At 70.5% G+C, this 18,510-nt stretch carries 19 protein-coding genes; 12 read left to right on the top strand and 7 right to left on the bottom strand.

Features of this window, described 5'->3' with window-relative positions; all coding sequences use genetic code 11:
* Nucleotides 1-121 precede the first annotated feature (121 nt).
* Nucleotides 122-3,586, top strand: coding sequence for a double-strand break repair helicase AddA (gene addA / locus DDF62_RS06420; protein ID WP_116488357.1), 3,465 nt, complete (start codon nt 122-124; stop codon nt 3,584-3,586).
* A 121-nt stretch (nt 3,587-3,707) separates the two neighbouring features.
* The gene (trxA, locus tag DDF62_RS06415) at nt 3,708-4,043 is read left to right on the top strand and encodes a thioredoxin (RefSeq protein ID WP_101717002.1); all 336 of its coding nucleotides are present in this window, start codon (nt 3,708-3,710) and stop codon (nt 4,041-4,043) included.
* A gap of 184 nt (nt 4,044-4,227) precedes the next feature.
* On the opposite strand, the gene DDF62_RS06410 is transcribed toward trxA, so the two are convergent.
* Nucleotides 4,228-4,890, bottom strand: coding sequence for a nitroreductase (locus DDF62_RS06410; RefSeq protein WP_116488356.1), 663 nt, complete (start codon nt 4,888-4,890; stop codon nt 4,228-4,230).
* A 107-nt stretch (nt 4,891-4,997) separates the two neighbouring features.
* On the opposite strand from DDF62_RS06410, the gene mtgA reads away from it, so the two are divergent.
* Entirely contained in the window at nt 4,998-5,675 is a 678-nt protein-coding gene (gene mtgA / locus DDF62_RS06405; RefSeq protein WP_116488355.1) for a monofunctional biosynthetic peptidoglycan transglycosylase, read from the top strand.
* Nucleotides 5,676-5,790: 115 nt separating this feature from the next.
* Entirely contained in the window at nt 5,791-6,330 is a 540-nt protein-coding gene (locus DDF62_RS06400; RefSeq protein WP_116488354.1) for a GNAT family N-acetyltransferase, read from the top strand.
* Nucleotides 6,331-6,485: 155 nt separating this feature from the next.
* Here the strand turns inward: DDF62_RS06400 and DDF62_RS06395 are convergent, their stop codons facing one another.
* Both DDF62_RS06395 and gloB read right to left on the bottom strand, forming a co-directional pair.
* A complete protein-coding gene (locus tag DDF62_RS06395; protein ID WP_116488353.1) occupies nt 6,486-6,947 on the bottom strand; it encodes a cupin domain-containing protein in 462 nt (153 codons plus the stop codon).
* Entirely contained in the window at nt 6,944-7,690 is a 747-nt protein-coding gene (gene gloB, locus DDF62_RS06390) for a hydroxyacylglutathione hydrolase (RefSeq protein WP_116488471.1), read from the bottom strand. Before gloB ends, DDF62_RS06395 begins: the two co-directional genes overlap by 4 nt.
* Nucleotides 7,691-7,781: 91 nt before the next feature.
* On the opposite strand from gloB, the gene DDF62_RS06385 reads away from it, so the two are divergent.
* The 3 genes from DDF62_RS06385 to DDF62_RS06375 all read left to right on the top strand — a co-directional run bounded on the left by DDF62_RS06385 (nt 7,782) and on the right by DDF62_RS06375 (nt 10,723).
* A complete protein-coding gene (locus tag DDF62_RS06385) occupies nt 7,782-8,597 on the top strand; it encodes a class I SAM-dependent methyltransferase (RefSeq protein WP_101716996.1) in 816 nt (271 codons plus the stop codon).
* Between the two features lie 27 nt (nt 8,598-8,624).
* A complete protein-coding gene (locus tag DDF62_RS06380) occupies nt 8,625-8,969 on the top strand; it encodes a P-II family nitrogen regulator (protein WP_058348648.1) in 345 nt (114 codons plus the stop codon).
* A gap of 245 nt (nt 8,970-9,214) precedes the next feature.
* A complete protein-coding gene (locus DDF62_RS06375) occupies nt 9,215-10,723 on the top strand; it encodes a phospholipase D-like domain-containing protein (RefSeq protein ID WP_116488352.1) in 1,509 nt (502 codons plus the stop codon).
* A gap of 200 nt (nt 10,724-10,923) precedes the next feature.
* Here the strand turns inward: DDF62_RS06375 and DDF62_RS06370 are convergent, their stop codons facing one another.
* The 3 genes from DDF62_RS06370 to metX all read right to left on the bottom strand — a co-directional run bounded on the left by DDF62_RS06370 (nt 10,924) and on the right by metX (nt 13,635).
* Nucleotides 10,924-11,667 carry an endonuclease/exonuclease/phosphatase family protein gene (locus DDF62_RS06370; protein ID WP_116488351.1) on the bottom strand — a complete coding sequence of 248 codons (744 nt, stop codon included), beginning with the start codon at nt 11,665-11,667 and terminating at the stop codon, nt 10,924-10,926.
* Complete coding sequence (gene metW / locus DDF62_RS06365; protein WP_116488350.1) at nt 11,664-12,326, bottom strand: methionine biosynthesis protein MetW; 663 nt, start codon at nt 12,324-12,326, stop codon at nt 11,664-11,666. The genes DDF62_RS06370 and metW overlap by 4 nt, the downstream gene beginning before the upstream one ends.
* A gap of 151 nt (nt 12,327-12,477) precedes the next feature.
* Nucleotides 12,478-13,635 carry a homoserine O-acetyltransferase MetX gene (gene metX, locus DDF62_RS06360; RefSeq protein WP_116488349.1) on the bottom strand — a complete coding sequence of 386 codons (1,158 nt, stop codon included), beginning with the start codon at nt 13,633-13,635 and terminating at the stop codon, nt 12,478-12,480.
* 135 nt (nt 13,636-13,770) lie between these two features.
* Here metX and DDF62_RS06355 point away from each other — a divergent pair, with 135 nt between their 5' ends.
* From DDF62_RS06355 to DDF62_RS06335, 5 genes are read left to right on the top strand one after another with little or no spacing between them, the layout of a single operon-like run.
* Nucleotides 13,771-14,283 carry a SixA phosphatase family protein gene (locus DDF62_RS06355; protein WP_116488470.1) on the top strand — a complete coding sequence of 171 codons (513 nt, stop codon included), beginning with the start codon at nt 13,771-13,773 and terminating at the stop codon, nt 14,281-14,283.
* Nucleotides 14,280-14,618 carry a DUF952 domain-containing protein gene (locus DDF62_RS06350; protein WP_116488348.1) on the top strand — a complete coding sequence of 113 codons (339 nt, stop codon included), beginning with the start codon at nt 14,280-14,282 and terminating at the stop codon, nt 14,616-14,618. The genes DDF62_RS06355 and DDF62_RS06350 overlap by 4 nt, the downstream gene beginning before the upstream one ends.
* Nucleotides 14,618-15,685 carry a quinone-dependent dihydroorotate dehydrogenase gene (locus DDF62_RS06345; protein WP_116488347.1) on the top strand — a complete coding sequence of 356 codons (1,068 nt, stop codon included), beginning with the start codon at nt 14,618-14,620 and terminating at the stop codon, nt 15,683-15,685. Before DDF62_RS06350 ends, DDF62_RS06345 begins: the two co-directional genes overlap by 1 nt.
* Nucleotides 15,682-16,416, top strand: coding sequence for a TVP38/TMEM64 family protein (locus DDF62_RS06340; RefSeq protein WP_116488346.1), 735 nt, complete (start codon nt 15,682-15,684; stop codon nt 16,414-16,416). Before DDF62_RS06345 ends, DDF62_RS06340 begins: the two co-directional genes overlap by 4 nt.
* A gap of 9 nt (nt 16,417-16,425) precedes the next feature.
* Nucleotides 16,426-17,925, top strand: coding sequence for a sensor histidine kinase (locus tag DDF62_RS06335; RefSeq protein ID WP_116488345.1), 1,500 nt, complete (start codon nt 16,426-16,428; stop codon nt 17,923-17,925).
* 202 nt (nt 17,926-18,127) lie between these two features.
* Here the strand turns inward: DDF62_RS06335 and DDF62_RS06330 are convergent, their stop codons facing one another.
* Nucleotides 18,128-18,322, bottom strand: coding sequence for a hypothetical protein (locus DDF62_RS06330; protein WP_116488344.1), 195 nt, complete (start codon nt 18,320-18,322; stop codon nt 18,128-18,130).
* Nucleotides 18,323-18,510: the final 188 nt, after the last annotated feature.

Here is an 18,510-nt window from a genome sequence, read left to right as displayed (position 1 = left end):
AGGTGTCGGCGAAGCCGACGGAGGGGGAAGTGACTGCTCCCGCCTGCGGCTTGGTTGAATTCAGAAGGGACTTCCCCCTCCGGCCCTCCGGGCCACCTCCCCCTTCAGGGGGAGGATCGCGATGACCGGCCTCGATCCCCAACGCCTCGCCGCCGATCCGGCCATCTCGGCCTTCGTCACGGCCAATGCCGGTTCGGGCAAGACCAAGACCCTGATCGACCGGGTCGCGCGCCTGCTGCTGGGCGGCGCCGAGCCGGCGGCGATCCTGTGCGTGACCTACACCAAGGCCGCCGCCGCCGAGATGCAGCACCGGCTGTTCGACCGCCTGGGCAAGTGGTGCGTCACGCCCGACGAGGCCCTGCGCGCCGAGATCGCGGGCCTGGTCGACCGGCCGCAGAGCGATTTCGACGCCCTGGCCCTGTCCAAGGCCCGCAGTCTGTTCGCCAAAGCGCTGGAGACGCCCGGCGGCCTGAAGATCCAGACCATCCACGCCTTCTGCGAGAAGCTGTTGCGGCGCTTCCCGATCGAGGCCGGCGTCTCGCCCGGCTTCGAGGTGATGGACGACAGCGCCTCGGCCGCCGTGGCCCAGGCCGCGCTGCACAAGCTGGCCGACCACGTCACCCACAACGACGACATCTTCGCCCAGGCCTATGCCCGCTTCTCGGTGGCGCTGGACTTCGCCTCGTTCGAGGCGATGTTCGCCACCTTCGAGCACCAGCGCGCGGCCATCGCCGCCTATCGCGAACGCTACGGCGGGTTGGAGGGCGTCGAGGCCGACATCTGGAGCGTCTGCGGTTTCGCCGAGCCGACCACCGTCGAGGAGATCGCCGCCCAGGCCATGGACGACCTGGATCCGGTCTTCTGGCGCTCGGTCGCCGACGTGCTGTCGGGCGGCGGCAAGCAGGACTCCGAGCGCGCCGCGATCATGAAGGCGGTGGCGCAGGCCCCGTCGCTGGACGCCGCCCTGGCCCTGCTGTTCACCGAAAAGGGCGCCGGCACGCCGGTGACCTGGGTGGCCAAGACCTCGGGCCTGAAGAGCCGCGAGGACCTGCGCGAGCGGCTGCTGGCCGAGCAGGAGCGCCTGGAGGAAGCCCGCGAGTTCCTGCGCGCCGCCAGGGTGGCCGAGGACAGCGTCGCGGTCATGCGGCTGGCGATCCTGTACCTCGCCAAGTTCATCGAGGAGAAGCAGGCCCACGGCGCGCTCGACTTCTCCGACCTGATCGAGAAGACCCGCGACCTGCTGACCAAGCGGGTCGACGCGGCCTGGGTGCTCTACAAGCTGGACGGCGGGGTGTCCCACATCCTGCTCGACGAGGCCCAGGACACCGCCCCCGAGCAGTGGGAGATCCTGTCGGCCCTGACCGAGGACTTCTTCGCCGGGGCCGGGGCGCCGGGCCATGACGGCAAGACGTCGGACGGCCGCACCCTGTTCATCGTCGGCGACGAGAAGCAGTCGATCTATTCGTTCCAGGGCGCCCAGCCCGAGCGTCTGCTGATCGAAACGCAGAAATACATCGCCCGCATCGAAGCCGTCGGCCGGGTGGGCAAGTCGGTGCCGCTGTCGACCTCGTACCGCTCGACCCGGCAGGTGCTCGATTTCGTCGACGCCCTGTTCGAGGCTCCCGACGCGCGGCTGGGCCTGGCCCCCACCGGCGAGGACATTCCCGCGCACGTTGCCTTCCGCAAGGACCATCCGGGCTGCGTCGACCTGTGGCCGCTGGAACGCGAGCCGGCCGCCGCCGAGCGCGAGGCCTGGGACGCGCCGCTGGACGTCGAGACCGAGCAGGGCGCCAACCGCCGCCTCGCCGAAAAGATCGCCGCCGAGATCAAGGCCCTGGTCGAGCGGGGCGACGCGGTGTTCGACAAGGACGCCCGGGCCTGGCGCCCGGCCCACTACGGCGACGTGCTGGTGCTGGTGCGGCGGCGCAAGGCGCTGTTCGAGGAAGTCCTGCGGGCGCTGAAGCGGCGCGGCGTGCCGGTGGCCGGCGCCGACCGGCTGTCGCTGTCGGCCCACATCGTCTTCGACGACCTGCTGGCGCTGGGCCGCTTCTGCCTGTTCCCGGACGACGACCTGACGCTGGCGGCTCTGCTGAAGAGCCCGTTCTGCGCCCTGACCGACGATGACCTCTACGCCCTGGCCAAGGGGCGGAAAGGAACGCTGTGGGGCGTGCTGTCGGCGCGGGCCGACGAGCGCCCAGCCTGGCGCGAGGCCCACGCCCTGCTGGACTGGGCGCTGACCGCCCGCCGCCGCCGGCAACCTTACGAGTTCTACGCCCTGTTCCTGGGCAAGCTGGACGCCAACCACGTCAGCAACCGCGCCCGCGCCCTCACCCGCCTGGGCGAGGAGGCCGCCGACGCCCTGGACGAGTTCCTGGCCCAGATCACCAACGCCGAAGCCCGCGGCGTTCGCGACCTGGAGACCCTGGTGGCCGAGTTCGCGGCGCTGGACATCGTGGTCAAGCGCGAGATGGAGGGCGTGCGCCGGCAGGTGCGGGTGATGACCGCCCACGGCGCCAAGGGCCTGGAGGCGCCGATCGTCTTCCTGCCCGAGACGACGATGAAGGGCGGGGCGCGCGGCTCGCCGCTGCTGGCCACCGAAGGCAAGGGCTTTTTGTGGTGCGCCTCGGGCAAGCAGGATTGCGAGGCCTCGGCGGCGGCGCGGCGCCTACGCGAAGACAAGGCCCAGCAGGAGGCCTATCGCCTGCTCTATGTGGGCCTGACGCGGGCGCGCGATCGCCTGGTGCTGTGCGGCCGCATCGACGCCCGCACCAAGGACGAGAACGTCGGCGGCTGGTACGCCGCCGCCCGCGCCGCCTTCGCCCATGCCAAGGTCGAGGGCGACGTGCGGACGATCGACGAGGAGACCGGGGCGCTGCGCTACGGCCCCGATCCCTTGCCCGCGCCGCCGGCCGCCGAGCTGGTCGAGACGCCCTCGGCGCTTCTGCCCGACTGGGCCCGGCGGGCCGCGGAACCGGTCTCGGCCGGCGCCCGCTGGGCCGCGCCCTCGGCGCTGGAGGCCGAGGAGGAGGCGGTCGGCTCGGCCCCGTCGCCTTTGGCCAAGATCGAGGGCCTGGGCCGCTATCGCCGGGGCGAGATCATCCACCGGCTGCTGCAACTGCTGCCCGACATCGCCCCGGCCGGACGCCGGGCGGCCGCCGCGCGGCTGCTGGCGGCCGAGCGCGACCTGACCGAAGCTCAAAGAACGGAGATGACCGCCGCCGCCTTCGGCGTGCTCGAGGACGACCGTTTCGCCGCCGTGTTCGGCCCTGGCTCGCGCGCCGAGGCCTCTCTGGCCGGCGCCGCCGCGGCCCTGCCGGCGGGCATGGCGATCTCTGGCCGGGTCGACCGGCTGGTGGTCGCGCCCGACCGGGTGCTGGTGGTCGACTACAAGACCAACCGCCCCTCGCCCGACCGCATCGAGGACGCCGATCCGGCCTATCTGTCGCAGATGGCTGTCTATGCGGCGGTGCTGGCCGAGATCTTCCCGGGCCGCCGGATCGAGGCGGCGATCGTGTGGACGGATGGCCCCAAACTGATGGCCGTTCCAGAAAACGTGCGGGCGGCGGCTCTTTCGCGCCTCTTCTGAGTTATTGCCGGACGCGCGCCCCGCGCCTACATCTTCAGCCAAGAGGCGGTCGCAACCGCCACTGTTATCAATTTCGCGCCGCGATCGCCCCCGACCCGCCGCGCCAGCCAGGAGCCATACCATGAGCACCGTTGCGGTGACCGACGCCACCTTCGAACAAGACGTCCTGCAAGCCGAGGGCCCCGTGCTCGTCGACTTCTGGGCCACGTGGTGCGGCCCGTGCAAGCAGATCGCCCCGGCCCTGGAGCAGATCTCCGAAGAGCTCGCCGACCAGGTCGTTGTCGCCAAGATCGACATCGACGAAAACCAGATGACCCCCGCCCGCTACGGCGTGCGCGGCATCCCGACCATGATGCTGTTCCGCGGCGGCCAGATGACCTCGATGAAGGTCGGCGCCATGCCCAAGAGCAAGATCGTCGAGTGGCTGGCCGAAGCCGGCGTCAAGCAGACCGCCTGAGCGGTCGCTGCCCCGATGCGACGAAGAGCCCCGGTCGGAAACGGCCGGGGCTTTTTCTTTGAGATCCTCCCCCTGAAGGGGGAGGTGGCCCGAAGGGCCGGAGGGGGAAGCGGCTGCCGAAGCGCCGCATTCACTTCCCCCTCAGTCGCTCCGCGACATCTCCCCCTTCAGGGGGAGCATCTGGTCAGAACCCCCTGAGCTCGCCCCAGGCCTCGAAATCGTCCCGCCTTGATCGCCAGGCGTTCACCGGCGCGGCCTCGTCGGCGACGCCCAGCGCCATGCCGGAAAACACCATGTGATCGTCCGGCAGGCCCAGGAACTCGGCCGACAGCTTGCCATAGGCCGACCAGAACTCCTGGGCGCAGGTGGCCAGGCCTCGTTCGGTGGCCAGCAGCATCACCGTCTGCATGTACATGCCCAGATCCGACCACTGCGGCGGGCCCAGGTTGCGGTCGATGGAGAAGAACAGGCCCACCGGCGCCCCGAAGAACTCGGCGTTGCGGGCGAACTGCCGCAGGCGGCCGATCTTGTCCTCGCGCGGGATTTCCAGCGCCCCGTAGAGGTCCTCGCCCACCTGGAAGCGGCGGCTGCGGAACGGCTCCCAGAGGTTGGCCGGATAGACCGCGTACTGGGCCTCGTCGGGCGAGCCCAGCCGGGCGGCGACCCTGGCCTTGAAGTCGGCGAGCACGTCGCCGGCGACGGCGTGCACCTTCCACGGCTGGAGGTTTCCGCCCGAGGGCGCGCGGGCGGCGGCCTCGAGGATGGCCCGCACCGTTTCGCCGGGCACCGGGTCGGTCTTGAACGCCCGCGCCGAGAACCGTTCGGCCACAGCTTTCGAAACACTCATCGCATCCGGCATAAAGCGCTCCCTAACCAACGCACCCTATCGCGAGACAGGGCGTCGATCGTTGGCTAGCATCGCGCCGCTAGGTCAAGGCAAGGGGCGCCCAAGTTTTGAAAGTTCTGCTGCGCAACATCTTCCTGGCGCTGTTCATCGTGCTGGTGGCCGGACCGATCCTGGCGGTGCTGGTCTATCGCTTCGTGCCGGTGCCGGCGACGCCGCTGATGGTCATCCGCGCCGTCGAGGGCAAGGGCTGGGACCACCGCTGGCGGCCGCTGAGCAAGGTCTCGCCCAGCCTGCCGCGCGCCTTGATCGCCGCCGAGGACGCCCGCTTCTGCGAGCACCACGGCTTCGACGTCGAGGCCCTGCAGAAGGCCTACGAGAACAACGAGAAGGGCAAGAAGGTGCGCGGCGGCTCGACCATCAGCCAGCAGACCGCCAAGAACGTCTTCCTGTGGCCGGACCGCTCGTACCTGCGCAAGGGGCTGGAGGCCTGGTTCACGGTGCTGATCGAGATCGGCTGGGGCAAGCAGCGGATCATGGAGGTCTATCTGAACTCCATCGAGTTCGGCCCCGGCATCTACGGCGCCGAGGCCGCCGCCCAGCGCTATTTCGGCGTCAGCGCCGCCAAGCTGACCCCGGCCCAGTCCGCGCGGCTGGCGGCGATCCTGCCCAGCCCCCTGAAGTGGAAGGCGGTCAAGCCCGGCCGCTACGTCCAGAAGCGCTCGCGCAAGATCGGCGCGGCCTCGGGCACGGTGCGCCGCGACGGGCTGGCCGCCTGCGTGATCTGAGGAACCGCCCCTTATCCTTCGACGGGCTCAGGATGAGGGCTACTGAACGACATTCGAAAACCTCTTCCTGAGCCTGTCGAAGGACGAGGGTTTCGCACAACGGGAGGAAACGACAATGGCCATCGCCCCCGGTCCGACGCTGGAGACCGCCCGCCTGATCCTGCGCCCCACCGGCGCGCAGGATCTCGACGGCTGGGCGCAGCTGATGGGCGACGCCGAGGCCGCCCAGTATATCGGCGGCTACCAGACCCGCGAGGCCGCCTGGCGCGGCATGGCCAGCATGGCCGGCTCTTGGGCGATCAACGGCTTCGGCATGTTCTCGCTGATCGCCAGGGACACCGGCCTGTGGGTCGGGCGCATCGGCCCCTGGCGGCCGGAAGGCTGGCCCGGCACGGAGGTCGGCTGGGGCCTGCTGCGCAGCGCCTGGGGCAAGGGCTACGCGGTCGAGGCCGCCCAGGCCGCCATCGACTGGGCCTTCGACCACCTGGGCTGGGACGAGGTGATCCACTGCATCCACCCGCAGAACACGGCCTCGCAGCAGGTGGCGGCGCGGCTGGGGTCGAGGAACCGGGGCCCGCACCCCCTGCCCGCGCCGTATCAGGACCTGCCGAACGAGGTGTGGGGGCAGACCAAGACGGAGTGGAAGGGGCGGTAAAGATGCTCCCCCTGAAGGGGGAGCTGTCGGCGGAGCCGACTGAGGGGGAAGCCGGTCAGCTTCAGCGGCAACTGAAAACGTCCCCCCTCCGGCCCTCCGGGCCACCTCCCCCACAGGGGGAGGATCTAGTGGCGCGGAGCCACCTGAGGCCCCCCCTACACCTTCGGCCGCCAATCCGCCGGCGCCAGCTCGAAGCCTTCGAACCTGAAGCCCGGCGCGACGGTGCAGCCGACCAGGGTCCACGCCCCCAGCGACACCGCCGTCTGCCACCAGCCGACCGGCACCACCACCTGCGGGCGGCAGCCGGCGCGCAGGTCGGGGCCCAGGGTGTGGGGCGTGGCGCCGACGCCGTCGGGCGGCGACAGGGTCAGGCGGATCGGGGCGCCGGCGTACCAGTGCCAGACCTCGACCGCGTCGATGCGGTGCCAGGCCGACATCTGCTCGGCTTCCAAGAGGTAGTAGATCGCCGTCGAGGCCGGTCGGCCCTCGGCGCCGGGCGCATCCTCGAACATGCGCACGTACCAGCCGCCCTCGGGGTGGGGCTGCATGCCCAGCAGGCGCACGATCTCCTTCGCGCCCAGATCGCCCGAAATCCCCGCAACGCTCATCGTACTCATCCCTTGAAACTGTCCTTGGCCGCGCGGATCTCGGCGAAGGCCTGGGCGGGCGCGAGGCCCGGGCGCAGCGCCGGGGCGCGCAGGAACGGATTGGTGGCCTTCTCCAGGCCGATGGTGGTGGGCACGGTGGCCTCGCCGCGCTCGCGGGCGGCGAACACCTGATCCGTGCGGGCCTTCAGGGCCGGATCGCTGTCGACCGACAGGGCGAAGCGGGCGTTCGAGGCGGTGTATTCGTGGGCGCAGTAGACGGTGGTGTCGTCGGGCAGATCGGCCAGTCGCGACAGCGAGGCCCACATCTGCTCGGGATCGCCCTCGAACATCCGGCCGCAGCCCAGGGCGAACAGGGTGTCGCCGACGAAGGCCACGCCGCCTTCCGCATCGTGATAGGCCACATGGCCCAGCGTGTGACCGCCGCTGTCGATGACGGTGAACTTCGTCTCGCCCAGTTCCACCACGTCGCCGCCGGCCACCAAGCGGTCGAGGGGCGCGATGCGGGTCACCTCCTGCGGGCCGACGATGGTCGCGCCGGTGGCGGCCTTGACCGCCTCGTTGCCGCCGGCGTGGTCGGGGTGCCAGTGGGTGTTGAGGATGAAGTCCAGGTCCCAGCCCAGCTTTTCCAGCTGCATCAGGATGGCGTCGGCCTCCGGCGTGTCGATGCAGGCGGTCTTCCCCGTCGCGACGTCGCGCACGAGAAAGCCGTAATTGTCGGAGAGGCAGGGAAACTGGTGGATTTGCAGCGGCATGCGATCGGCCTCGGTCACGGACGGGGGTCGGCGGGCGTGACGCGGAGGATTCGCCCGCCTACATAGATGGCCTCGACGCCACGGAGAGACAATGCGCCGCGACGTGCTCGACCTCAGAGCCTTCTATGCCGCCCCGCTGGGCCGGGTGGCGCGGGAGATGCTCGGCCGCAAGGTGGCCGAGGCCTGGGGCGACGCCAATGGCCTGGACGTGCTGGGCCTGGGCTACGCCACGCCCTTCCTCGACGAATGCCGCGCCAAGGCCCGCCGGGTGGTGGCCGCCATGCCCGCGACGCAGGGCGTGGAAGTCTGGCCGGTGGGCGAGCGCAACCAGGCCGCCCTGGTCGAGGAGACCGCCCTGCCCTTTCCCAACGCCATGTTCGACCGGATCCTGGCCGTCCACGCGCTGGAGGAGGCCGACGACCCGTCCGCCGTGCTGCGCGAGCTGTGGCGGGTGATGGCGCCGTCGGGCCGGCTGATCGTCGCGGTGGCCTCGCGCGACGGCGTCTGGGCCCGCGCCGAGGGCACGCCGTTCGGCCACGGCCGGCCGTTCAGCCGCAGCCAGCTGGAAAGCCTGCTGCGCGAGGCCGACCTGGAGCCCGCCGGCTGGACCCGCGCGCTCTATGCGCCGCCCGCCGGCTTCACCGTCGGCTGGGCCGAGGGCTTCGAGCAGGTCGGCGCGCGCCTGTGGCCGCGTTTCGCCGGCCTGATCCTGATGGAGGCCGTCAAGCAGACCTTCGCGGTCAAGCCGCGCGGCAGCCGGGCCCGCGCCCGGGTGTTCGCGCCGGTCATGCCGCCCGCGCCCGCCGGCGTGGCGCCTGTTCGAAAGGCGCCGGGAACCGTAAGGACCGGAATACTATTGGAAGCTGTGGCGCCAGGGCCTAGCCTTGAGTCGCCGACCAAGCCGTAACCGGCCGCGTAGAGGGGAATTCGCGCCATGAAGATGATCGTCGCCGTTATCAAGCCCAGCCGCCTGGACGCCGTGCTCGAGGCGGTCACGGAAGCCGGCGCTTCGGGCCTGACGGTGACCGAGGTGCGCGGCTACGGCCGCCAGAAGGGCAAGACCGAGGTCTATCGCGGCGCCGAGTACGAGGTGAAGCTGCTGCCCAAGGTCAAGCTGGAGATCGCCGTGCCCACCGACGTGGCCGACGCGGTGATCGAGGCCCTGCAGCGCACCGCCAACACCGGCAAGATCGGCGACGGCAAGGTCTTCGTCCTCGACCTGGAACAGGCCCTGCGCATCCGCACGGGCGAGCGCGACGCCGCCGCCATCGCCGGCTGAGGCTCGAAGCCTTCCGCGTTCTGAGATGAAAACCTCGTCCTTCGACAGGCTCAGGATGAGGTTTTTCGGCCGCCGAGCGTGAACTGGTCCTCATCCTGAGCTCGTCGAAGGACGAGGACCACGCAACCACCTGGAAAACCCGATCGGCTCCCTCGCAGGCGAGATGATTCAGGACAAGCCGCGGCCACAAGCGGAGCCTTACACTGCCTGGCGCGTTTCAGCAGCAGTACGGGCGTAGGGGCGACATGGCCGAGATCGAAACCGTCTTCTGTCCCGGCTCGACCTGCTGGCGGGTCGAGACCGCCGAACGCCTGGCGCTGTTCATCGACAACGACGAGGCCTTCGACGCGCTGAAGGCCATACTGCTGTCGGCCAAGCACTCGATCTGGATCCTGGCCTGGGTGTTCGACCCGCTCACCCGCCTCGACCCCGACCGGGTGAAGAAGAGCCGCGATCCCGTCCATGCCGACCGCATCGGCCTGTTGCTACGCCGGCAGGCGGCGCTGAACCCGGCGCTGGACGTGCGGGTGCTGGCCTGGGACATGCCGTTCCCGATCGCCGCCTCGCAGCTGTTCGGCCCGCAGCGCGGCGCGGCCTTCTTCGCCGGCTCCAAGGTCAAGTACCGGCTGGACAACACCCTGCCCGCCAGCGCCTGCCATCACCAGAAGGTGGTGGTGGTCGACGGCGTCACGGCCCTGGTCAGCGGCGGCGACATCGGCGTCGACCGCTGGGACACCACCGCCCACCTCGACAACGACCCGCGCCGGCGCCTGCCGACCGGCCACCACTATCCGGCCCGCCACGAGGTCGCCGCCCTGGTCGACGGCCCGGTCGCCGGCGCGCTCGCCGAGCTCTTCGCCGAGCGCTGGCGCAAGGCCACCGGCGAAACGCTGGACCCGCCCGAGCGCCCGCTCGTCACGCCCTGGCCCGAGCACCTTGCGCCGGTGCTGCGCCGCCTGCCGGTGGCCATCGCCCGCACCCAGCCGCACTGGCGCCGCGACACCGAGATCAACGAGTGCCTGCTGCTGCACCTGGAGATGATCCGCACCGCCCAGTGGCTGATCTATATCGAGAACCAGTACCTGACCTCGCCGATCGTGGTCGAAGCCCTGGCCGAGCGCCTGGCCGAACCCGACGGCCCCGAGGTGGTGACGGTGGGCCCCGCGCGCAGCCCCAGCTATTTCGACCAGATCACCATGGACAGCGCCCGCACCGCGGCGCTCAACCGCCTGCGCGAGGTCGACGTCCACGGCCGCTTCTACGCCTTCAGCGCCCGCACGCCCAAGGGCGCGCCGATCATCGTCCATTCCAAGGTGGCGGTCGCCGACGACCGGGTGCTGCGCCTGGGCTCGGCCAACCTCAACAACCGCTCGATCGGCCTCGACACCGAGTGCGACATCGGCTTCGAGGCCCACGACGAGGACCAGCGCCTGGCCATCGCCGCCTTCCTGGGCCGGCTGATCGGCCACTTCCTGGGGGTCGAGACCGAGATCGTGCTGGAGGCCTTCATCGAGCACGGCGGCCTTGGCCCCGCCATCGAGGCGTTGGACGGCAGGACCGGCCCGCGCCGGCTCGAACCGGTGGGCGTCATGCCGCTGAAGGGCCTGAAGAAGTTCGTCGCCGACTGGAGCCTGGGCGACGCCATCGCCCCCGACGACGCCTGGCGCCCCTGGGGCCGCCGCAAGCGCCTCAAGCACGACCTGGCCCGGCTGACGGCCCCGCCGCCCGCGCCGCCGGAGCACCTGCAGCTTTAAATCCCTCTCTCATGGAGAGAGGGAGGGGCCCATGCGCAGCATGGGAGGCTGAGAGGGTACGCCCTCTCAGAATTAAGCGCCCAACCATCGTCATCCCGGGATGACGGAAAAAGTCGAGGCCTTTCGGCCAAGGGTGAAACCTCTCACCCTCCCACCGCTTCGCGGCGGGCCCCTCCCTCTCTCAAAGAGAGAGGGTTCCTTCAGCCCTCGATCTCCAGGTCCACCACCAGCGGCAGGTGGTCGGAGGCCACGCGCGCCAGGGCGTCGTAGGGGGAGAACACGTTCAGCGTCTTCAAACCCTTGGTCAGGAAGACGTGGTCGATGCGCATGAACGGGAAGGTCGACGGGAAGGTCGCCGTGGGCGCCTTGGCCCAGCCGGCGGCCAGGCTCTGGGCGTCGCGGGCGGCGGCCTTGAGCAGGCGATAGGTGGCCGAATAGGGCGTGGCGTTGAAGTCGCCCAGCAGCACGCCCGGCGCCTTCCAGCGGTCGGACGACATCCAGGCCTCGCCGACCAGGGCGGCGGCCTGGCGCTTCTGCTCCTGCGGGATCAGGCCAAGGTGGGTGTTGATGATCTGCACCGGCGTGCCTGCGACCATCACCTCGACCCACAGGGCGCCGCGCGGCTCCAGCCCCGGCACGGCGCGATAGAACGGCAGCGGGCCGGACTTGATCAGCTTCTCGGGCAGGTGGGTGAGGATGGCGTCGCCATAGAGCTCCTCCTCCACCGTCATCGCCGGGTGGAAGTGGAAGCCCATCTTCAGGAGTTCGGCCAAGCGGTGGGCCTGGTCGACATGGCCGGTGCGCAGCCGGCCGACGTCGAGTTCCTGCAGGGCCACGACGTCGGGCTCGTGGGCCGAGATCACCTCGGCCACGCGTTCCACGTCGAGCCTGCGGTCGCCGCCCACGCAACGGTGGACGTTGTAGGTCATCAGCCGCAGCTTCATGGGATCAGAAGATCGCCTGAAACGGCGCTCGGTTCCACACGCTCAGCGGGCGTTCCGCGGCTGAGCAGGAAAAGGCAGGTCTCCGAGCGCCAGTTCTCCAGCGAGCTGGTCGGGTCGATGGCCCGCGCCGGGCCGTTTCCGGCGAAGGCGGCGCTTTCGTCGACCCGCACGCCCAGGTCATCGGTCAGGGCCATGAAGTCGGCCAGGGTGCACAGGTGGATGTTGGGCGTCGACCACCAGGGCATCGGCAGGGCCTTGGTCTCGGGCATCCGGCCCCGGCTGATCAGCGACCAGCGCACACGCCAGTGGCCAAAATTGGGGAACGAGACGATGGCCCGGTCGGCGATCCGCAGCAGTTCGTCCAGCACGTGACGCGGATTGCGCGTGGCCTGCAGGGTCTGGGACAGCACCGCGTAATCGAAGGTCTTGTCGGGGAAGTGGTCGAGGTCCTGGTCGGCGTCGCCCTGCACCACCGACAGCCCCCGCGCCATGCAGGCGGCCACGCCGTGGGCGCTGATCTCCAGCCCCCGGCCGTCGACGTTCTTGTGCTGTGTCAGCAGCTCCAGGAGCGCGCCCTCGCCGCAGCCGACGTCGAGCACCCGCGCATCGGGGCGCACGAGCCGCAGGATTTCGCGGAAGTCCTCGCGGATGAAGGTCATCGAGATCCTCCCCCTCTGGGGGAGGTGGCGCAAAGCGCCGGAGGGGGGCCGTTTTCAGCTGCCGAGACGCTGGCCGACATCGCAGAGACTTCCCCCTCAGTCGGCTTCGCCGACAGCTCCCCCTTCAGGGGGAGCATCTTGGACGACGCCCTCATCGCCCGATCCCCCGCTCGCGTTCCACCGACGCCATGAACCCCGTAAGCGCCGCGTCCATCACCGGCTCGTCCAGCAGGAAGGCGTCGTGGCCCTTGTCGCTGTCGATCTCGGCGAAGGCCGCGCGGCAGCCAGCGGCGGTCAGGGCCCGGACAATGTGGCGGCTTTCCGAGGTCGGGTACAGCCAGTCGCTGGTGAAGCTCAGCACGCAGAACCGCACGTCGCGCGCGGCCTTGAAGGCGTTGGCCAGCACCCCGCCGTGCGGCGCGGCCAGGTCGAAATAGTCCATGGCCCGGGTGATGTAGAGATAGGAGTTGGCGTCGAAGCGGTCGACGAACGCCGCTCCCTGGTGGCGCAGGTAGCTCTCGACCTGGAAGTCGGCGTCGAAGCCCCAGGACAGGCCGTCGCGCTGGAGCTCTCTGCCGAACTTGCGCTGCAGGGCCGGCTCGGAGACGTAGGTGATGTGGGCGGCCATGCGGGCCACGGCCAGGCCCTTCTCGGGCCGGGCGCCTTGCGCGGCATAGGCCCCGCCGCGCCATTCGGGATCGGCCATGATCGCCTGGCGCCCCACCTCGTGGAAGGCGATGTTCTGGGCCGAGTGGCGCGAGGTCGAGGCCACGACGACGGCGCTGAACAGCTTCTGGGGATAGTCCACCGCCCACTGCTGCACCTGCATGCCGCCCATCGAGCCGCCGACCACCGCCAGCAGGGTGTCGACCCCCAGGGCGTCGATCAGCATGGCCTGGGCCCGCACCATGTCGGCGATGGTGATCATCGGGAACGACAGGCCGAAGGCCTCGCCGGTGGCCGGGTTGGTCGAGGCCGGACCCGTGGAGCCCATGCAGCCGCCGATGACGTTCGAGCAGATCACGAAGTGCCGGGCCGGGTCGATCGGCCTGCCGGGCCCGACAAGGCGCGTCCACCAGCCGGGCTTGCCGGTGGCCGGATGGGTGGAAGCGACGTACTGGTCGCCGGTCAGGGCGTGGCAGATCAGGACGGCGTTGGTCCCGTCCTCGTTCAGCGAGCCGTAGGTCTGGTAGGCCACCTCCAGACCGCTGATCTTCGCCCCGGAATCCAGCACCAGCGGCCGGTCGGCGGGGAAGCGCCAGACACCGCCGCCGAGCGGCGCGGAAACGTCCAGATCAAGGTCGGCCATGTCGCCTTGGACCGCCTGTCGACGAAGGTGTCAACCATGCGCTTTGCGCCTGGCCCCGCGCCCCTTAAGAGGAGATCGTCGAGACGGCGTTTCTCGCCATTTGCCCAGCTTTAAAACCGCTCTATGGAGGGCGTCATGGACCGTCTGATCCTGATGCGCCACGGCAAGGCCGAGCGGCACGCCGCCCAAGGCGGCGACTTCGAGCGCGCGCTCGCCGAGCGCGGCCGCCAGGACGTGGCGCTGATCGCCTCGGCCCTGGCTTCGCGAGGCCTTTGCCCCGACCTCGTCCTGGTCTCGGCCGCCCGCCGCACCCGCGAGACCTGGGAGGCCGCCGCCGGCGCCTTCCCCGGCGCGACCGCGCAGGTGCTGCGCAGCCTCTACCACGCCGAGGCGCAGGAAGTGCTGGCCGCCGTGCGCGAGGCCGACGCGCCGGCCGGCACGGTGATGGTGGTCGGCCACAATCCGGGCCTGCACGACCTGTCGCTGCGCCTGGCGCAAGGGGGGCTGGCTGACGCCGCCGAGCTCACCAAGCTGCGCGGCCGTTTTCCCACCGCCACGGCGGCGGTCTTCGACATCGACGCGTCCGGCGCCCCGCGGCTGGCGCGCGTCTTCTACGCATCCGAACACGGCGGGCACGGCGGCGAATGACCCTGGTCTACAAGATCCTTCCGAAGACGCTCTGGGACGCGGCCAAGGCGGCCGGCGAGTTCACCGGCGCGCCAATCGACCACGCCGACGGCTACATCCACCTCTCCGCCGCCGACCAGGCCCAGGAAACCGCCGCCCTCTATTTCAAGGGCCAGGAAGACCTGCTGCTGGTCGGCTTCGACGCCGACGCGCTCGGCCCCGAACTGAAGTGGGAGGCCTCGCGCGGCGGGGCCCTGTTCCCGCACCTCTTCCGCAGCCTCGCTCCGTCCGAGGCGATCTCGGAAAAGCCGCTGGCGCTCGACGCCGACGGCGTGCCGCAGTTGGGTCTCTCCTGATGGCCCTGCACGACATCGCCGCCCGCGCCCTGCATGCGCTGGATCCCGAAGACGCCCACGGCTGGGCGATCCGCGGCCTGAAGTGGGGCCTTGGCCCGCGCGACGGCGGCGTCGACGATCCGATCCTGGCCACCAGCGTCGCGGGCCTGCAACTGTCCAACTGCGTGGGCCTGGCCGCCGGCTTCGACAAGAACGCCGAGGTTCCCGACGCCATGCTGGCCGCCGGCTTCGGCTTCGTGGAAGCCGGCACGGTCACGCCGCTGGCCCAGGCCGGCAATCCGCGCCCGCGCCTGTTCCGCCTGACGCAGGACCAGGCGGTGATCAACCGCATGGGCTTCAACAACGAGGGCCTCGAACCCTTCGCCGCGCGCCTGGCCGCCCGCAAGCACGCCCACGCCGACCGGCTGGGCGTGTTCGGGGCCAACATCGGGGCCAACAAGGACGCCGAAGACCGCATCGGCGACTACGTCACCGGCCTGACGCGCCTGTGGGGCCTGTCGGACTACTTCACGGTCAACATCTCCTCGCCCAACACGCCGGGCCTGCGCGCCCTGCAGACCAAGGCGGCGCTGGAGGAACTGCTGGGCCGCATCGCGCAGGCCCGGACGGGCCTGAAGAAGGACGGCGCCGACTATCCGATCTTCCTCAAGGTCGCGCCCGACCTGGAAGAGGGCGAGGTCGAGGCCATCGTCGAGACCGTGCTGGCCTGCGGCCTGAACGGGATCATCGTCTCCAACACCACCATCGCCCGCCCCGACACGCTGAAGTCGGCGCAGAAGGGCGAGGGCGGCGGGCTTTCGGGCGCGCCGCTGCTGGTCGCCTCGACCCGGGTGCTCGCCGAGTTCCACGCCGCCGCCAAGGGCCGCGTGGCGCTGATCGGAGCCGGCGGCATCGCCAGCGGCGCCGACGCCCTGGCCAAGATCAAGGCCGGCGCCTGCGCGGTGCAGCTCTATTCCGCCCTCGTCTATGGCGGCCCGGGCCTGGTGGTGCGGATCAAGAAGGACCTGGCCGCCCGCCTGCGGGCCGAGGGCTTCGCCAGCGTTTCGGACGCGATCGGCGCCGCATGACCCCTGACCAGAGCCTGGCCTGGCTGCGACGCTTCGGACCGCTGGCGGTCCTGGCGCTGCTGCTCGTGGCGGCTCTGGCGTCGGGCCTCGCCGGCAAGCTGTCGCTCGAGACCCTTCAGGCCGAGGGCGAGGCGCTGCAGGCCTTCGCCCACCATCACCCGCTGCAGTGCGCGCTGATCTACGTGGTGATCTATATCGCCACGGTGTCGGTCTCGCTGCCCGGCGCGCTGATCCTGTCGCTCAGCGCCGGCTTTCTGTTCGGACCGCTGGGCGGGTTCCTGGCCCTGACCGGGGTGACCGGCGGCTCGACCGTGGTCTACGCCGCCTGCCGCACCGCCTTCGGCGACTTCCTGCGCCGCAAGCCCGGGGCCCTGCTGACGCGGATCGAGGACGGTTTCAAGGCCGACGCCTTTTCCTACCTGCTGACCCTGCGGCTGATCCCGGCCTTCCCGCTGCTGCTGGTCAATGTCGCCTCGGGCCTGATGAAGATCCCGCTGCGCACCTACCTGCTGGCCTCGGTTATGGGCATGGCGCCCAGCTCCTTCGTCTATGCCGGGATCGGCTCGGGCCTTGGCCACCTGTTCGCCGAAGGCGACCCGGTGACGCTGGCCACCCTGGCCTCGCCGCGCATCTACATGCCGATCATCGGCCTGGGCGTGCTGGCCCTGCTGCCCCCGCTTTGGAAGGCCGCGCGCAGGCGCCGCGTTGCCCCCGCCGCCGACGTGAAGTAACCCAGACGAATGGCCGAACCGGTCACGCCGCCCGCCGCTCCCGACAAGCCGCCCGGAAGACGCCTTCCGTGGCCCGGCGGCCTGTCGGCGCGCCTGCTGCTCCTGACCGCCCTGTTCGTGTTCCTGGCCGGCGCCTTCATCCTGCCGCCGGCCCTGGCCGACCTGGAAAAGCAGTGGCTGCTCGACCGGGTGCGCGCGGCCGAACTGGCCTCGACCATCGCCGACGCCGACCCCGAGCGCCGCGTCACCGACCAGGTCTCGCAGCGCCTGCTCGACCAGGCCGGCGTCGTCATCGTGGCCCTTCAGGTCGACGGCGCGCGCCGCCTTGTTCTGCCCACCGAACCGCGCGCCATCGAACAGCCCTATCTCGTCGACCTGCGCGGCCAGAACCCCGGCTCATGGCTGGCCGCCCCGTTCTTCACCCTGAAGAGCAAGCCCGGCAGCCTGGTGCGGGTGATGGCCGAGCCGCGCTTCCGCCAGGAGGCCGAGTTCGTCGAGATCGTGCTGCCCGACGCCCCGCTGAAGGCCCACCTGATCGCCAACTTCTGGCGCCTGGCGGGCGTGACCCTGTTCGCCGCCGGCCTGGCCGGGGGCCTGATCTACCTGTCGCTGAACTTCCTGCTGGTGCGGCCCATGCAGCGCATCACCAAGGCCATGGAGCGCTTCCGCGCCGATCCCGAGGATCCCGAAGCCCGCGTCGTGGTGTCGCGCCGCCGCGACGAGATCGGCCGCGCCGAGGCCGAGCTCGACGCCATGCAGACCGACCTGCGCACCGCCCTGCAGGCCAAGGCCCGCCTGGCGGCCCTCGGCGAGGCGGTGGCCAAGATCAATCACGACCTGCGCAACATGCTGACCAGCGCCCAGATGGCCTCGGATCGCCTGGCCGCCCTGGGCGACCCCAAGGTGGCCCAGGCCCTGCCGCGCCTGGAACGGGCGCTCGACCGCGCCATCACCCTGGCCAGCGACGTCATGGCCTACGGCAAGTCCAAGGAGCCGGCGCCGGTGATCCGCACCGTGGGCCTGCGCGCGGCGCTGGAGATGGCGGCCGAGGACTCCGGCCTCACCCCGCAGGGCGTGGCCCTGGAGACGGTGATCGACCCGCGCGAGCAGATCCAGGCCGATCCCGACCAGCTGCACCGTATCCTCACCAACCTGCTGCGCAACGCCCGCGAGGCCATCGAAGGCGCGCCCGACCGCAGCGGCAAGGGGCGGGTGTTCGTGGAGCTGCGCCGCGCCGACGGCATGAGCCATCTCAGGCTTTCGGACGACGGTCCCGGCGTGCCGGCCCGGGCGCGGGCCAACCTGTTCCAGCCGTTCGTGGGTTCTGTGCGCCGCGGCGGCACGGGCCTTGGCCTGGCCATCGCCCGCGAGTTGGCCCAGGGCCACGGCGGGGATCTGGCGCTGGTGGAAACCGGCCCCGGCGGCTCGGTGTTCGACCTGACCCTCGCGGGGGTTCCGGAGCCGGCGCCTGCGCCTGAAGAGGGCGAGCCGGCGAAGTCGAAGCCTTAGCCTTAGCTCATCTACCCGTCTTTCCCGCCTCGGAACCGGGAACCTCCACCGCTACCGACACAGCCCCAGTGAGCGGACACCATCAATGTCCGCAAAGGGTGGGAGGCAGACATCAAATCCCTCTCTCTAAGAGAAAGGGATTCCAGACGGCGCCAACCGCCACAAGGCCGGGAATGACGGGAGGCTGGAGAGGCTTCGAGCCTCAGACCTCGTACTGCTTGGGCAGGGGCGTGCTCTGCTCGGCCGGCGCCAGGGGCGCGCGCAGCTCGACGGGCTCGCTGGTCATCGCGTCGGGCGCGGACGGCGGGGCCAGAACGCCGGTCGCCAGCACGCCGGCGACCACAAGGCTGCAACTTCCCAGGCCAAGGCCCAGGGCGATGGTCTTCTTCAAGGTCATGCTCAACAGTATCCGCGTCGGGGAGGGCGCTTTTACTCGTAGGGAACCAAGCCTCTGACGTGCCCTGAGGTTCCCAGGTTCCGCCAGACGGATCACGTCCGCCTCACGGGCGGACGTGCTTTTGCCTGTAAACCGTCCACAGGTCCAGCATGGGGCGCCTTAAGGGCGATCTCGCCTCATTTGGGCGA

Source organism: Caulobacter radicis, from assembly GCF_003094615.1.
Classification (GTDB): Bacteria; Pseudomonadota; Alphaproteobacteria; order Caulobacterales; family Caulobacteraceae; genus Caulobacter; species Caulobacter radicis.
Note: the sequence above shows the minus strand (reverse complement) of the source record. Positions and strands in the feature narration are given on the sequence as shown.

Coding starts and splice junctions, on each gene's coding strand:
- addA (WP_116488357.1), top strand. CDS start 122: ATGACCGGCCTCGATCCCCAACGCCTCGCCGCCGATCCGGCCATCTCG.
- trxA (WP_101717002.1), top strand. CDS start 3,708: ATGAGCACCGTTGCGGTGACCGACGCCACCTTCGAACAAGACGTCCTG.
- DDF62_RS06410 (WP_116488356.1), bottom strand. CDS start 4,890: ATGAGTGTTTCGAAAGCTGTGGCCGAACGGTTCTCGGCGCGGGCGTTC.
- DDF62_RS06400 (WP_116488354.1), top strand. CDS start 5,791: ATGGCCATCGCCCCCGGTCCGACGCTGGAGACCGCCCGCCTGATCCTG.
- DDF62_RS06395 (WP_116488353.1), bottom strand. CDS start 6,947: ATGAGTACGATGAGCGTTGCGGGGATTTCGGGCGATCTGGGCGCGAAG.
- gloB (WP_116488471.1), bottom strand. CDS start 7,690: ATGCCGCTGCAAATCCACCAGTTTCCCTGCCTCTCCGACAATTACGGC.
- DDF62_RS06385 (WP_101716996.1), top strand. CDS start 7,782: ATGCGCCGCGACGTGCTCGACCTCAGAGCCTTCTATGCCGCCCCGCTG.
- DDF62_RS06380 (WP_058348648.1), top strand. CDS start 8,625: ATGAAGATGATCGTCGCCGTTATCAAGCCCAGCCGCCTGGACGCCGTG.
- DDF62_RS06375 (WP_116488352.1), top strand. CDS start 9,215: ATGGCCGAGATCGAAACCGTCTTCTGTCCCGGCTCGACCTGCTGGCGG.
- DDF62_RS06370 (WP_116488351.1), bottom strand. CDS start 11,667: ATGAAGCTGCGGCTGATGACCTACAACGTCCACCGTTGCGTGGGCGGC.
- metW (WP_116488350.1), bottom strand. CDS start 12,326: ATGACCTTCATCCGCGAGGACTTCCGCGAAATCCTGCGGCTCGTGCGC.
- metX (WP_116488349.1), bottom strand. CDS start 13,635: ATGGCCGACCTTGATCTGGACGTTTCCGCGCCGCTCGGCGGCGGTGTC.
- DDF62_RS06355 (WP_116488470.1), top strand. CDS start 13,771: ATGGACCGTCTGATCCTGATGCGCCACGGCAAGGCCGAGCGGCACGCC.
- DDF62_RS06350 (WP_116488348.1), top strand. CDS start 14,280: ATGACCCTGGTCTACAAGATCCTTCCGAAGACGCTCTGGGACGCGGCC.
- DDF62_RS06345 (WP_116488347.1), top strand. CDS start 14,618: ATGGCCCTGCACGACATCGCCGCCCGCGCCCTGCATGCGCTGGATCCC.
- DDF62_RS06340 (WP_116488346.1), top strand. CDS start 15,682: ATGACCCCTGACCAGAGCCTGGCCTGGCTGCGACGCTTCGGACCGCTG.
- DDF62_RS06335 (WP_116488345.1), top strand. CDS start 16,426: ATGGCCGAACCGGTCACGCCGCCCGCCGCTCCCGACAAGCCGCCCGGA.
- DDF62_RS06330 (WP_116488344.1), bottom strand. CDS start 18,322: ATGACCTTGAAGAAGACCATCGCCCTGGGCCTTGGCCTGGGAAGTTGC.